Origin of the sequence: Shewanella sp. ECSMB14101 (assembly GCF_000773485.1) — a bacterium.
Classification (GTDB): domain Bacteria; phylum Pseudomonadota; class Gammaproteobacteria; order Enterobacterales; family Shewanellaceae; genus Shewanella; species Shewanella marisflavi.
On the sequence record NZ_JSFF01000001.1, the window covers coordinates 110838 to 125003 of the forward strand.

General features: G+C 47.2%; 12 protein-coding genes. 11 read left to right on the plus strand and 1 reads right to left on the minus strand.

The features are described 5' to 3' along the window. Positions 1 to 78 precede the first annotated feature (78 nt). The 3 genes from rbfA to rpsO all read left to right on the plus strand — a co-directional run bounded on the left by rbfA (position 79) and on the right by rpsO (position 1813). Positions 79 to 501: a 30S ribosome-binding factor RbfA gene (gene rbfA, locus NY07_RS00595; protein ID WP_033537405.1), complete on the plus strand. Its 423-nt coding sequence runs from the start codon at positions 79 to 81 to the stop codon at positions 499 to 501. Further along, on the plus strand, positions 501 to 1448 hold the full coding sequence (gene truB, locus NY07_RS00600; protein WP_033537406.1) for a tRNA pseudouridine(55) synthase TruB: 948 nt from the start codon (positions 501 to 503) through the stop codon (positions 1446 to 1448). The genes rbfA and truB overlap by 1 nt, the downstream gene beginning before the upstream one ends. Positions 1449 to 1543: 95 nt before the next feature. Next, complete coding sequence (gene rpsO / locus NY07_RS00605) at positions 1544 to 1813, plus strand: 30S ribosomal protein S15 (protein WP_033537407.1); 270 nt, start codon at positions 1544 to 1546, stop codon at positions 1811 to 1813. An 86-nt stretch (positions 1814 to 1899) separates the two neighbouring features. On the opposite strand, the gene NY07_RS00610 is transcribed toward rpsO, so the two are convergent. Continuing rightward, the gene (locus NY07_RS00610; RefSeq protein ID WP_033537408.1) at positions 1900 to 3933 is read right to left on the minus strand and encodes a putative bifunctional diguanylate cyclase/phosphodiesterase; all 2034 of its coding nucleotides are present in this window, start codon (positions 3931 to 3933) and stop codon (positions 1900 to 1902) included. A gap of 198 nt (positions 3934 to 4131) precedes the next feature. Here NY07_RS00610 and pnp point away from each other — a divergent pair, with 198 nt between their 5' ends. The 8 genes from pnp (at position 4132) to deoC (ending at position 14058) form a co-directional block, all read left to right on the plus strand. Continuing rightward, positions 4132 to 6234, plus strand: a complete 2103-nt coding sequence (pnp, locus tag NY07_RS00615) for a polyribonucleotide nucleotidyltransferase (RefSeq protein ID WP_033537409.1) — start codon at positions 4132 to 4134, stop codon at positions 6232 to 6234. 137 nt (positions 6235 to 6371) lie between these two features. After that, the gene (gene nlpI, locus NY07_RS00620; RefSeq protein ID WP_033537410.1) at positions 6372 to 7262 is read left to right on the plus strand and encodes a lipoprotein NlpI; all 891 of its coding nucleotides are present in this window, start codon (positions 6372 to 6374) and stop codon (positions 7260 to 7262) included. Positions 7263 to 7454: 192 nt separating this feature from the next. After that, the gene (gene prfC / locus NY07_RS00625; RefSeq protein WP_033537411.1) at positions 7455 to 9035 is read left to right on the plus strand and encodes a peptide chain release factor 3; all 1581 of its coding nucleotides are present in this window, start codon (positions 7455 to 7457) and stop codon (positions 9033 to 9035) included. Positions 9036 to 9130: 95 nt separating this feature from the next. After that, entirely contained in the window at positions 9131 to 9316 is a 186-nt protein-coding gene (locus NY07_RS00630) for a hypothetical protein (RefSeq protein WP_033537412.1), read from the plus strand. After that, a complete protein-coding gene (locus NY07_RS00635) occupies positions 9300 to 10136 on the plus strand; it encodes a TatD family hydrolase (protein WP_235363870.1) in 837 nt (278 codons plus the stop codon). The genes NY07_RS00630 and NY07_RS00635 overlap by 17 nt, the downstream gene beginning before the upstream one ends. A 177-nt stretch (positions 10137 to 10313) precedes the next feature. Beyond that, the gene (locus NY07_RS00640; protein WP_033537413.1) at positions 10314 to 11573 is read left to right on the plus strand and encodes a NupC/NupG family nucleoside CNT transporter; all 1260 of its coding nucleotides are present in this window, start codon (positions 10314 to 10316) and stop codon (positions 11571 to 11573) included. A gap of 343 nt (positions 11574 to 11916) precedes the next feature. Further along, positions 11917 to 12831 carry a nucleoside-specific channel-forming Tsx family protein gene (locus tag NY07_RS00645; RefSeq protein WP_033537752.1) on the plus strand — a complete coding sequence of 305 codons (915 nt, stop codon included), beginning with the start codon at positions 11917 to 11919 and terminating at the stop codon, positions 12829 to 12831. Between the two features lie 453 nt (positions 12832 to 13284). Further along, entirely contained in the window at positions 13285 to 14058 is a 774-nt protein-coding gene (gene deoC / locus NY07_RS00650) for a deoxyribose-phosphate aldolase (RefSeq protein WP_033537414.1), read from the plus strand. The last annotated feature ends 108 nt before the right edge of the window (positions 14059 to 14166 follow it).

Here is a 14166-nt window from a genome sequence, read left to right on the forward strand (position 1 = left end):
CAGAGTCAAGACGCGACCCAAGTAGCAGTGGTTGCAGCTTCACCGAGCCGGTCACCTGTTTTTGAGATGGCAAATATTATGGCAAGAGAATTTAGTCGTACTCGTCGCATCGCACAGCAGCTTCAGCAGGAGCTGGCCCAAGTGCTGCAACGCGACATCAAAGATCCGCGTATCGGCATGGTGACAGTAAACGATGTTGATGTGTCACGGGATCTTAGTTATGCAAAGGTCTATGTCACCTTCTTCGAGGAAGACAAGGCCGTTGTCGAGGAGAAGTTGGCGGCATTAGAGACAGCATCAGGTTATGTACGTTCTCTAGTGGCTGGCAGAATGAAGCTGAGGGTGATGCCCGAAATTCGCTTCATTTACGATGCCTCGTTGGTTGAAGGTATGCGTATGTCTAACTTGGTGAGTCAGGTGATCACTAAAGATGAGGCAAAAGCGCGGGAGCATGGTCGTGAAGATGACGACCAGGAAGCATCTGAGCAAGGTGATAAGTAATGGCGCGTAAACCTAGAGGTCGATTGGTCGACGGCATAGTGCTGCTGGACAAAGACACGGGAATGAGCTCCAACTTTGCCCTGCAAAGAGTTAAACGTATCTATAACGCGGCGAAGGCGGGCCACACAGGCGCGCTAGATCCACTCGCCACTGGCATGCTGCCTATCTGCTTGGGGGAAGCTACCAAGTTCTCCCAGCATCTGCTAGATGCCGATAAGCGCTATCTGGTCACCGCTAAATTGGGTGTGCGCACCGATACCAGCGATTCAGATGGTGAAGTGGTGCAGACGCGTCCTATCGACTTTACTCAGCAGCAACTCGAAGAGGCGCTTGAGTATTTTCGTGGTGAGACCATGCAGGTCCCTTCTATGTACTCGGCGCTCAAATATCAGGGCCAGCCTCTGTACAAGTATGCCCGTGAAGGCAAAGAGGTGCCCCGTGAGGCGCGTCCTATCACAGTGCATGAGCTTAACTTTATTAAGCTCGAAGGTGACGAACTGACGCTGGATATTCATTGTTCCAAGGGGACCTATATTCGCACGATCACAGACGATCTGGGTGAGATGTTAGGTTGTGGCGCGCATGTGATCATGTTACGCCGCACCGGGGTGGCAGGTTATCCTTATGACAAGATGGTGACCCTGGAACAACTAGAGGCACTGCTTGCTCAAGCTCAAAGTGAGGATGTTGCACCGAAAGTCTTACTCGATCCTTTATTGCTACCTATGGACACTGCGGTCAGCGATTTGAAAGAGATCAATGTCAGCGATGAGCTGGCCCATTATCTGATGAATGGTAACCCTGTTCAGGTAGCGAATCTGCCCGTCGATGAGCTGGTGCGGATCACCTTAGGTGAGGCAAGGCGATTTGTCGGTATTGGTCAGATGAATGACGATGGCTTACTGGCGCCAAAGCGCCTGGTGGTTCTGCATGACGAGCAGGCTTAATGCTTGCTTAATGGCCATAAAATCGGTAATATAGCGCGCTCTCTTCGGCTGAGTTAGTGATCGGCTGAAGCATTTATATACTTTTGGAGAAAAAAATGTCACTAAGTAAAGAAGTAAAAGCACAAATCCTGGCTGATTTCGGCCGTGGTGAGAATGATTCTGGTTCTACTGAAGTTCAGGTTGCACTGCTAACTGCACAAATCAACCACCTACAAGGTCACTTCAAAGAGCACATCCATGATCATCACTCACGTCGTGGTTTGCTTCGCATGGTTAACTCTCGTCGTAAGCTACTAGCTTACCTGAAGCGCACTGAAAACGAGCGCTATCAAGAGCTTATCAAGAAGTTAGGTCTACGTCGCTAATCAATCGATTAGTGCTGTAGTGAAAAAGGAGGCTTAGCCTCCTTTTTTTATGGATGTTTTTCGTGTGAACTTGATGTCAGTTGCGGCTAAATTTGGCTGATGCTGGCGGTATTGGGCGCGATATATTTTTCTTCGAATTCAGTAATATCCAGGGGCTGACTGTAGTAGAAGCCTTGACCTATTTCACAATCCATCTGCTTTAACCAATCGAGTTGCTGTTCGTTCTCTATGCCCTCCGCCACAATGTGCAGATTCAGTTGTTTGCCGAGCATCAAGATAGTAGAAGCGATGGCGCTTTCGTTGGGCAGATCGGTCACAAAACAGCGATCAATCTTCATCGTCGTGATCGGTAGATGGCGCAGATAAGAGAGAGAAGAGTAGCCAGTGCCGAAGTCATCGACCGCGATACCAAAGCCTGCACTCTTAAGTTGCTCGAGCTTATGAATAGCAAGCTCAATATCATTCATCAATGAGGTTTCGGTGATCTCTACCTCTAACAGGCTGGGGTTTATTTGATATCTCAGTGCAAGTTGTTTGATGTCAGGCACTAGGCTGGCATCGGCAAATTGCTGTGAGGCCACGTTAACGGCGATGGGGATGGCGTAGTTGTAGCGTTTGCGCCAGTGCTTTAGCGTGCGGCAGGCTTCTTCGATCACCCAACGTCCCAGTGGGATGATAATCCCCGTCTCTTCGGCAACGGGAATAAAAGACATTGGGCTAATGAGTCGGCCATCTTTTTTCCAGCGGATCAGGGCTTCACAAGCGATCACCTTACCGGTTTTGATATTAAATTTGGGTTGGAAGTGCAGTAAAAACTCGTTGTTCTTTAAGGCATCGTGAAGGGAGGCTTCGGTTCTTAGACGCACCGCGGCTCGTTCAGTCATCTGCTGCTTAAAGAAGGCCCATTGGTTCGACCCCGCCGCTTTGGCGCTGTACATGGCTATATCGGCGTGGCGAATCAAATCTTCGGCGCTCAAGCCATCGTCTGGGTAGATGGAGATCCCCACTGAGGCCGCAGGGTGAATCGTGTGTTCATTGAGTTGAAGCGGCACGTTGAGCTGCATCAACAGCTTGTCGACAAAGTCAGCCGCCTGATCTGGCGTTCTGGCATCTTCGGCCAAGATAACAAACTCATCGCCGCCGAGGCGGGCGACGGTACCACGATCGCCAACGACACGCTCTAACACCCTGGCGATACGCGCCAGAAATTGATCACCCAGAGCATGACCAAGTGAATCATTAACGTTTTTGAAGCGGTCGAGATCGATAAACAACATGGTAAATTGATGTTTATGTACTCTCGCTCTTTGAATCGATACCGCTATGGTTTCTAGTAGCAAGGTGCGGTTGGGCAGACCGGTTAAGGGATCTCGGGTGGCCATGCGGCGCAATTTGCTTTGGGTTTGACCAAATTGGATTAAGATTTGGTTAAATTTTGATGTCACTAATCCCAGCTCATCGTCCTGGTGGGCAGAGGACGTGGGCAGTAGGTTTTCATCCGGTAGTTCAGGGTCGATTTTATCTATCGCTTCACTGATCTCGGCAATGGGTTTAGTGAGGAAGCGATGGAAGATGATCGACAGAGCCATGGTTACCAGTAGGGCGCGGGCTAAGGTCGCCAGAAAACTGAAACGCAGCTGGGAAAAGAGTGTATTTGCCAGTTCCTGGGTGTTATAGAAAATGGTGAGTGTACCTATGACCTGCTGCTTCTCTGTTCCCTCAAAAAAAGAGGGCCGATATAAGGTGCGGCTGAACTGTTTTAAATCGCCAAACAGTTTTTCGCTCACTGTGCGGACTAAGGGGTTATCGGTAAAAGGATTATTCATTGAGACAAACATGCTGCCATCGTCGAGTTCGATCACTGCTTCGCCGACATGTTCAACCTTAAGTATTCCCTCAAGGGTTTGGGCGGCAAGATTATCATCAAGTGCCCAGACGGCATTGGCGGCGGGTTGTTCAATGGAATCTAGGAGTTCTTCTTGAGCAACGATAAGTTGTTGACGGGCGGAGATGCCGACAAGCGCGACTTCGACGATAAAAATAGCAACGGCAAAAAATAACGCTGAAAACACAACCAGTGTTGTTTGTTTCCATGTTAACGATTTGAACCGTGTGCTCATTTGCCACCCCTTACATTCTTAGTGACCAATCACATTCTATTTTTTAGAAAAAGCAGCGATAGACAGAAATTTATCTTTATCTACCCACTTTAGAGAAAAGATTACGCTTTGTCATCTACATGTGCTCTTTATCTATTGATTAGACTTGCAGTATACTTAGCCGCGAAATTAAGGTTATTAAATTAAGGAAAGGTTCACGTGAATCCAATCGTAAAGAGTTTTGAATATGGTCAGCACACAGTCACGCTAGAGACTGGGGTTATTGCACGTCAAGCAGACGCAGCTGTTTTGGCAAGTATGGGTGATACAACAGTATTGGTAACTGTTGTTGGCAAGAAAGCTGAAGAGCCAGGTCGTGACTTTTTCCCGTTAACCGTTAATTACCAGGAAAAAACTTACGCTGCGGGTAAAATCCCTGGTGGATTTTTCAAACGCGAAGGCCGTCCTTCAGAAGGCGAAACCCTTACTGCGCGTCTGATTGACCGTCCTATTCGTCCACTATTCCCGAATGGTTTTAAGAACGAAGTTCAAGTCATCATCACTGTGGTTTCTGTTGATCCAGAGATCAGCCCAGAAGTTATCTCTATGATAGGTACCTCTGCGGCGCTGTCTATCTCAGGCATCCCATTCAACGGTCCACTAGGTTCAGCCCAAGTTGGTTATGTCGATGGCGAATATATCCTCAACCCAACGGTTTCTCAGTTAAAAGAGAGCCAACTTGAGCTGTCTGTTGCTGGTACCGAAAATGCGGTACTTATGGTTGAGTCTGAAGCCAGCGCTCTGCCTGAAGAAGTTATGCTAGGTGCAGTGGTTTATGGTCACGAGCAGCAGCAAGTGGTGATCAATGCCATTAAAGAACTGCGCGCCGAAGTAAACAAGCCAATGTGGGACTGGAAACCAGCTGAAGTTGATGCTGAGTTGGTTGAGAAGATTCGCGTATTGGCCGAAGATGGTTTTACCAATGCTTACCAGATCACTGCTAAGCATGAGCGTCGTGACGCCGTTATCGAAGTGAAGCAAGCGGCTATCGCTAAGCTGGTAGAAGAAAATCCAGACGTTGATCTTGCTGAAGCCGACAAGCTGCTGGGTAGCCTTGAGAAGAAGGTTGTTCGTAGCCGCATCATCGCTGGTAACCCTCGTATCGACGGCCGTGAGCCAGATATGATCCGTGCCCTGAGCGTGATGGCTGGCGTACTGCCACGTACTCACGGTAGTGCACTGTTCACCCGTGGTGAAACTCAGGCACTGGTCACTTGTACCTTAGGTACTGAGCGTGACGCACAGAAGATCGATAGCATCATGGGCGAGCAAACCAGCCGCTTCATGCTGCACTACAACTTCCCACCATACTCTGTTGGTGAAACCGGTATGGTTGGTTCGCCTAAGCGTCGTGAAATTGGTCACGGTAAGCTAGCATGGCGCGGTATCAATGCCGTTATGCCAACGGCTGAAGAGTTCCCATACAGCGTACGTGTAGTGTCTGAAATCACAGAATCTAACGGTTCAAGCTCTATGGCTTCTGTATGTGGTACTTCTCTGGCACTGATGGACGCTGGTGTACCGATCAAGACTTCGGTTGCCGGTATTGCTATGGGTCTAGTGAAGGAAGGCGATGACTTTGTCGTTCTATCTGACATCTTGGGTGATGAAGATCACTTAGGTGACATGGACTTTAAAGTAGCCGGTACTCGTGACGGTATCACTGCACTGCAGATGGATATCAAGATCGAAGGTATCACTCAGGAGATCATGCAGATTGCACTGCAACAAGCCTATGGTGCTCGTGTGCATATCTTGAACGTGATGGACCAAGCTATCTCTGGTCACCGTGCAGATATCTCTGATCACGCTCCACGTATCACCACTCTGAAGATTAACCCAGAGAAGATTCGTGACGTGATTGGTAAGGGTGGCGCAACCATTCGTGCGCTAACCGAAGAGACTGGCACTACCATCGAGCTGGAAGATGACGGTACTGTGAAGATTGCTTCAGCTAACGGCGAAGCGACTAAAGAAGCTATCCGTCGTATCCAGGAGATCACTGCAGAAGTTGAAGTCGGTACTGTTTACAATGGTAAGGTTGTTCGTATCGTTGACTTCGGTGCCTTCGTGACTATCCTTCCGGGTAAAGACGGTCTGGTGCATATTTCACAAATCGCTGAAGAGCGTGTTGCTAACGTTTCTGACTACTTAGAAGTTGGTCAGGAAGTGAAGGTTAAGGTGATGGAAGTTGATCGCCAAGGCCGCGTACGTCTGTCGATGAAAGAAGCTCAGCCGAAAGAAGAAGCGGCAAGCGAATAATCGATAGCTAAAGCGAGTTGAGATTAAAAGGAGACCAATAGGTCTCCTTTTTTATTGGTTTTTACTAATTGAAGATAGCCGTGACTAGTTGGTATTGCTATGATTGGGGCTATTGCAGCGGTGAAAAGGTTAAATGGATGACTTATAAATTGCGCTCGGTCTCGTTAGCTATGATGACTGGCTTAAGTTTGTTACTAACAGGATGTGTATCGACTCAACCGGCGGCAACGGCGGAGCAGGGTAAGTTAATGGTCGCCCCCGTTATGCCTGACTACAAACTTGAAGTCACCCTGGCAAGGCTCAATGATATCTTAGCCTCTGCAGAGTTAACTCCAGAGCAGCGTGCTCGTTTTCACTATGATCGCGGCGTTATTTATGACAGTGTTGGCCTGCGCATTCTTAGCCGTATCGATTTTCACCAATCATTAAAACTCCAGCCTAATCTTGCTGATGCCTATAACTTTATCGGCATCTATTACACCCAGGAAGGCGAATTCGAGAGTGCCTATGAGGCGTTCGATGCCGTGCTCGAGTTATCACCCGAATATGATTATGCCTATCTGAATCGTGGTATAGCGCTTTACTACGGACAGCGTGATGAGCTTGCCGTTGCCGACATGCAATCTTTCTATCAGGCCAATGAGCAAGATGGCTATCGCGCCCTGTGGCTTTATATTACCGAGGTTAAGCGTGATGCCGAGCAGGCAAAGCTACACTTAGCTGAAAATCGAAGCAAGCTTGATGACTCTCAGTGGTCTACAACCTTAGTGGATTTTTATCTCGGTAAGCTGAGCCGCGACCAAGTGTTTCAGATCGCCAAGCAGGGCTTAAGTCATCCTAATGAGTACGCCGAGCGTCTGTGCGAAGCCTACTTTTACATCGCTAAAGTGGCTCAGAAGCAGGGTAACTACAGCGATGCTGCCAACTATTTCAGGCTTGCCTTAGCGACTAATATCTATGATTTCGTTGAACACAGGTATGCCAGGGTAGAGCTGGCAAACATGAGTGAGTTGCTCACCCAGCCCTAAGACGAGCGAAAGTTCAGTTAAACAGTGCTAAAGGCCCTTTTTGTGTGAAAGGGCCTTTCTCTTTCCGGCAATTGGGACACACCCTGTAAGGCGTCGCTAAGCCCTGCAGATTCCGGTTGCTAAACTAGCCATAAGCTAAGCTTGGCGCTATAATTGCCGGCTTTTAGCACTCCATCAAATTCGCAGGTAATCATGTCAGGCAATAAAGTTGAAGTCGACAAGCGTCGTACTTTCGCCATCATCTCGCACCCCGATGCGGGTAAAACCACTATCACCGAAAAGGTCTTGTTATTCGGACAGGCTCTGCAGAAGGCGGGAACGGTAAAAGGCAAGAAGTCGGGACAGCATGCCAAGTCTGACTGGATGGAGATGGAAAAAGATCGTGGTATTTCGATTACTACCTCTGTGATGCAGTTTCCCTATCGTGAAGCCCTGGTCAACCTGCTGGATACCCCGGGTCACGAAGACTTCTCGGAAGATACCTATCGTACGCTAACCGCGGTGGATTCTTGCCTTATGGTGATCGACTCGGCTAAAGGTGTAGAACAGCGCACAATTAAATTGATGGAAGTGACACGTCTGCGTGATACGCCTATTGTGACTTTCATGAACAAACTTGACCGCGATATCCGCGATCCTATCGAACTGATGGATGAAGTGGAAAACGTACTCAATATTGCCTGCGCGCCGATCACTTGGCCTATCGGTGCTGGCAAGGAGTTTAAAGGTGTCTATCACCTGCTGCGTGACGAAGTGGTACTGTATCAGGGCGGTATGGGTCATACCATTCAGGATTCTCGTGTCATCAAGGGACTGGATAATCCAGAACTCGATGAGGCGATCGGCAGCTATGCACAAGATCTGCGCGACGAGATGGAGTTGGTACTCGGTGCCTCTCACGAATTTGATTTAGAGGCTTTCCTTAAGGGCGAGCTGACGCCGGTATTCTTCGGTACTGCACTGGGTAACTTTGGTGTTGACCATATTCTTGACGGCATTGTCGAGTGGGCGCCGCGTCCTCAGGCGCGTGAGTCGGATCTACGTAATGTTGAGCCGGACGAACCTAAATTCAGTGGCTTCGTGTTTAAGATTCAAGCAAATATGGATCCTAAGCACAGAGACCGTGTGGCCTTTATGCGCATCTGCTCAGGACGTTACGAGCAGGGAATGAAGATGCACCATGTGCGCATAGGTAAAGATGTAAACGTAAGTGATGCCTTAACCTTTATGGCGGGTGACCGTAATCGCGCTGAGGCGGCTTATCCTGGCGATATTATCGGATTACACAATCACGGAACCATTCGCATTGGTGACACCTTTACTCAAGGCGAAAAGCTGCGCTTTACCGGTATTCCTAACTTTGCGCCTGAGATGTTCCGTCGTATCAGGCTTAAAGACCCGCTCAAGCAGAAGCAATTGCTTAAAGGTCTGGTTCAGCTCTCAGAAGAAGGTGCTGTGCAGGTGTTCCGCCCATTGGATACAAACGATCTGATTGTGGGCGCTGTCGGTGTGCTGCAGTTTGAGGTGGTAGTACAGCGTCTTAAGAGTGAATACAAGGTTGAGGCTATCTATGAGGCGATCAGCGTAGCCACGGCGCGTTGGGTGTACAGCAAAGATAGCAAGAAACTGGAAGAGTTTAAGCGTAAATGCAGTAATAACCTTGCACTCGATGGTGGCGATAACCTGACTTATGTCGCCCCGACTATGGTTAACCTTAACCTGTCGATGGAACGTTATCCGGATATCGAATTTGCCAAAACGCGGGAAAATTAATTCCGATAAAAAAGCAGCCTAGGCTGCTTTTTTTGTGCACATTTTTTGTTCGTTAAGTATAGTGATGATGATGTTTAAACCACTTGGGAGGAGATATGTTGGTTAAGTGGTGGCAAGCCTATGTGGCTTGGTGTGATCGTATGGGACTGACGCCGGAAAATCAGCGTTGCTGTGCTCCTAAACTCAGTGAGCCTGACTTGGTGTCGACTAAGCAGTCAAAAGCTGAAGCTGAGGCTAAATCAGCCGATACAGAAGCGTTGAAAGATGATGCCAAGCCCTAAACAAGCTTTATCGGGTGTCGTCCCTCCAGAGCCTCCCTTAGCCATGATCGATAGTCATGTACATCTGGACTTCGATGAGTTCGATGCTGACCGGGATGCCTTAGTGGCATCGCTTAAACGGGCTGGGGTCAGGCAGGCTGTGATCCCAGGTGTCAGCGCACAGAAGTGGGCGAAACAGTTGCTTGTCGCCTCTTCGTATGATTTTAGCTATGGCTTAGGCGTTCATCCTTGGTATTGCAATCACAATTGGCAGCAAGATATTGAAAACTTGTCTAAACTGCTTGAAGTGCAGGGCGATGATCCTCGTTTGGTCGCTGTGGGGGAGTGCGGGTTGGATGGCCTCCATAGGCAGAGCTGGGGCTATCAGCTTCCCTGTTTTGAGGCGCAATTACAGTTGGCGCAACGACATAAGTTACCGGTGATCTTACATAGCGTTAAAGCTCACAATGAGGCGCTTGCGTTACTTAAGCGGTATCCCCTGGTGAAAGGAGGTGTCATACATGGCTTTTATGGCTCGATGCAATTGGCTCAGCGCTATGTGGATGCGGGGTGTTACATAGGAATTGGCCATCTGTTGTTAGAGGAAAAGGCGAAAAAATTGCAAGAAACCCTTGTCAAGTTACCGTTAGATCATCTGGTGATAGAGACTGATTTAGCCCTGGTTTCGCAGGTTAAAAAGCCAGACTTTGCCGATAAAACCGGCGGTTCCAGCTTAATTTTGCGTTTGCTAATTCAGAAAATCGCTAAATTGCAGAAAAAATCTAGCGTTCGCGTCTCAGAACAGATGTTTCAAAATACGCTGCAACTCTTTGACCTCTAGTTTATTTTTAAAAAAACAGATGTTAATCGCACCAAGTTTTTTTTGTAAGGTCTTGAAATAAAACTTCAAAAACTTGATCAAAACGACGATTTTAGCCATACGGTCGGGTATAATCTGACGGTGAAAAAGGTTGGTTAACAACATAATTAAAAAGTATTAACAATAGGGTGATGGTTAATGGATATTTTAATGAGTTTAGTAGGGGTGGTCGTCCTACTCGGGATCGGTTTTTTACTGTCTAAAGACAGAAAAGCTATCAATATGCGTACCGTATTTGGTGCACTAGCGATTCAGGCGTTCTTCGCTGGTTTCGTGTTATATGTGCCAATCGGTAAAGACATTCTAAAAGGTGTTTCTGACGGCGTATCAAGCGTGATCAGTTATGCTCAAAACGGTATCAACTTCCTGTTCGGCGATTTAGCCCAGTTTAAAGTTGGTTTCATCTTCGCGATTAACGTTCTACCTGTTATCGTTTTCTTCTCTTCTCTAATCGCTGTGCTTTACTACCTAGGCATCATGCAGTGGATCATCCGTATCATCGGTGGTGGTCTACAGAAAGCCTTGGGTACCAGCCGCACAGAGTCTATGTCAGCAACTGCTAACATCTTCGTTGGTCAAACAGAAGCGCCACTTGTGGTTCGTCCGTTTATCGCGACTATGACTCAGTCTGAACTTTTCGCCATCATGGTGGGTGGTCTAGCGTCTATCGCTGGTTCAGTTCTTGCTGGTTACGCGCAGATGGGTGTACCAATTGAATACCTAGTAGCGGCGTCATTCATGGCTGCTCCAGGTGGTCTATTGATGGCTAAGCTGATGCATCCTGAAACAGATAAAACTGTTAACGAAATGGGAGAGCTGCCAGAAGATCCTGACAAGCCAGCTAACGTATTAGACGCTGCAGCAGCAGGTGCTTCATCTGGTATGCACCTTGCGCTAAACGTTGGTGCAATGTTGATCGCTTTCGTAGGCTTAATCGCTATGATCAACGGTATCATCGGTGGTGTGACAGGTATATTCGGTCTAGAAGGTATTACGCTAGAACTAATCCTAGGTTACATCTTCATGCCTCTGGCATTCCTTATCGGTGTGCCTTGGAACGAAGCCCTTGTTGCCGGTTCTTTCATTGGTCAGAAGATTGTTGTTAACGAATTCGTGGCTTACCTAAACTTTGCTCCATACCTAAAAGATGTTGCTGATGGCGGTATCTTAGTTGAAGCAACAAACGCGGTTATGTCTGACAGAACCAAAGCGATTATCTCATTTGCACTATGTGGATTTGCGAACCTATCTTCAATCGCCATTCTGCTTGGTGGTCTGGGTGCAATGGCTCCTACACGTCGCCACGACCTAGCTAAACTTGGTCTACGCGCTGTGGTTGCAGGTTCACTTGCTAACCTTATGAGTGCAACGCTAGCAGGTCTATTCCTAGCGTTATAAGTCTCAGGTAATTCCTTGGGGGGATGCCCCTGAACGGCGACTCTGTCCTGCAGGGCAGAGTCAGCGTTAACCCAACCATTTTTCGTAAAATTTTTGTAACAATATGGCGGTTTATCAGTCTTGCTGATGGAGAGCCATGTGTAAATGAACTTCGATTCAGTGGGTGATTAATCACCAATATTTGAGATAAATCAGAAGTTTGTTTTGATGTTAGAATTTTGTGTTCGCATTTTTACATTAATTATATTGTGATTTAATCCAATTTGAGTAAAATGCGGCGCCAACAAAGAAAGAAACGCTGACTCATAAAGAGCAGTGAAACCATAAAATAATGGGGTTGATGATGAAAAACGTTAAAACTTTAGCTTTAGCCGCTACGGCCGTAGCAGCAATGTCTAGCAACGCTTTTGCAGCTGATCGCTCAGATATCTACGCTACCGATTACAAGTGGATGCAGTTCAACGCTATGTACTCTGTAGATGAGCACCCAATTGCAGATGGTGTTGATGCGCACCACAACTACCTAGAGATGGAATTCGGTGGTCGTAAGGGTATCGTTGACCTATACGGTTATGTTGATGTGTTCAACCTAGGTAACGAAAGTTCAGGTGACAAAACTAACAACGCCAGCAAAATCTTCATGAAGTTTGCACCTCGCTTCTCTCTAGATGCGATCACTGGTCAGGACCTGTCTTTCGGCCCAGTACAAGAAGTTTACTTCTCAACTCTGTTCAACTGGGGTGGCGGCGGAATCACCGGTAACTACACTGCTTCAGACAAAGATTTCAATGAATTTGCTGCTTACACCAAGGGTGACGTAAACATGTCATTCTGGGGTCTAGGTGCTGACGTGAACGTGCCTTGGTTAGGCAAAACTGGCATGAACCTGTACGCTACTTACGATCTAAATGCAAAAGAGTGGAACGGTTATCAATTCTCTATGAACTGGTTCAAGCCTTTCCACTTCTTCGAAAACAAGAGTTTCCTATCTTTCCAAGGCTATGTTGATTGGCAGTTCGCGATGGATGAAGATGCAAGCGGCTTCAATGATTTTACCGGTAAGACAAATAACTCTTCTCACGGTGGTGCAGCCTTCTTCGGTCTATATTGGCACACTGACAACTACGCACTTGGTTATGGTGCTAAGTACTACAACAGAGTATACGGTCTAAACAACCAAGCATTCGCTAACGAATTCTGGGGTGGTCTGGACACTACTGGTTGGGGTCACTACTTCACTGCGACTTACAAGTTCTAAATCGAGCTAATGTAAGTCTTAGGAGCCGCGATATGGCGGCTCCTTATCTCTCACTCTGATTTGTCAAGATTGTTTAATCAAAGTGGGTAATCTTTATCTAAGCATGGACTATATTAAATAGAGTTTGTTTACATAAAGGTTAGTAGTTTTACGCGCTAAAAAGGATTTTTCGCGGAAAGGCTGGAACACTGCTCTACAAAGTATAATTACTCGTTCCCCCTTCCCGGTCTTCAAGGATTCAAGTCGTGACCCTTGTGTCAGGATCGCTTCTGGCTAATACCAGGGCATTGAATACCTGAATTAGTAAACTTGTTATGTCTTACTGATAAAACAAATTTACGGCAACGCCTGAAGGCCCGGCCATAAAAATAATCAAAAGATGCCAACTCTAGGTGCTGTCATACGTCAATTTTTTTATTTCTGAATTAATAATTTACGTTTCGGAGAGCTAATATGAGTGCTTTAAAAAAAGCAGCACAAAAAGCCATTGAGCTAATGGACCTGACTACGCTAAATGATGATGATACCGATCAGAAAGTGATCGAGTTATGTCACAAGGCGAAGACACCTGCAGGTAACACAGCTGCAATCTGTATTTATCCTCGTTTTATTCCTATTGCTCGCAAGACCCTAAATGAAATGGGTTGTGAAGAGATCAAAATTGCGACAGTCACTAACTTCCCCCATGGTAACGATGATATCGCGATCGCTGTGCTAGAGACCCGTGCGGCCGTTGCCTATGGTGCCGATGAGGTGGATGTGGTGTTCCCATATCGTGCTCTGATGGAAGGCAATGAGACTGTGGGTTATGAGCTGGTCAAAGCCTGTAAAGAAGCCTGTGGTGACGATGTATTGCTTAAGGTGATTATCGAGTCTGGCGTATTACAAGACCCAGCACTAATCCGTAAAGCCTCTGAACTGTCTATCGATGCAGGCGCTGACTTTATTAAGACCTCTACCGGTAAAGTGGAAGTGAACGCCACCTTAGAAGCGGCTGAGATCATGATGACGGTTATCGCCGAGAAGAACCCTAAAGTCGGATTCAAGCCAGCCGGTGGCGTGCGTGATGCTGCGGCTGCAGAAGAATTCTTAGGCGTTGCTGAACGCTTGCTAGGTAAAGACTGGGCAACTCCACGTACCTTCCGTTTTGGTGCATCGAGCTTGCTGACTAACTTGCTACACACTCTGGAGTTAGGTGAAGCGCCACAGGGACCTCAAGGTTACTAATCAGCGTGGTTAGCGTTATTAGTTAAGTGTGATCTAAATCTATTTGATAACGCCAAAACTTGTATATAGTTATTGTAATTAAATTACGGTTTTGGCGTTAAAAAAGAG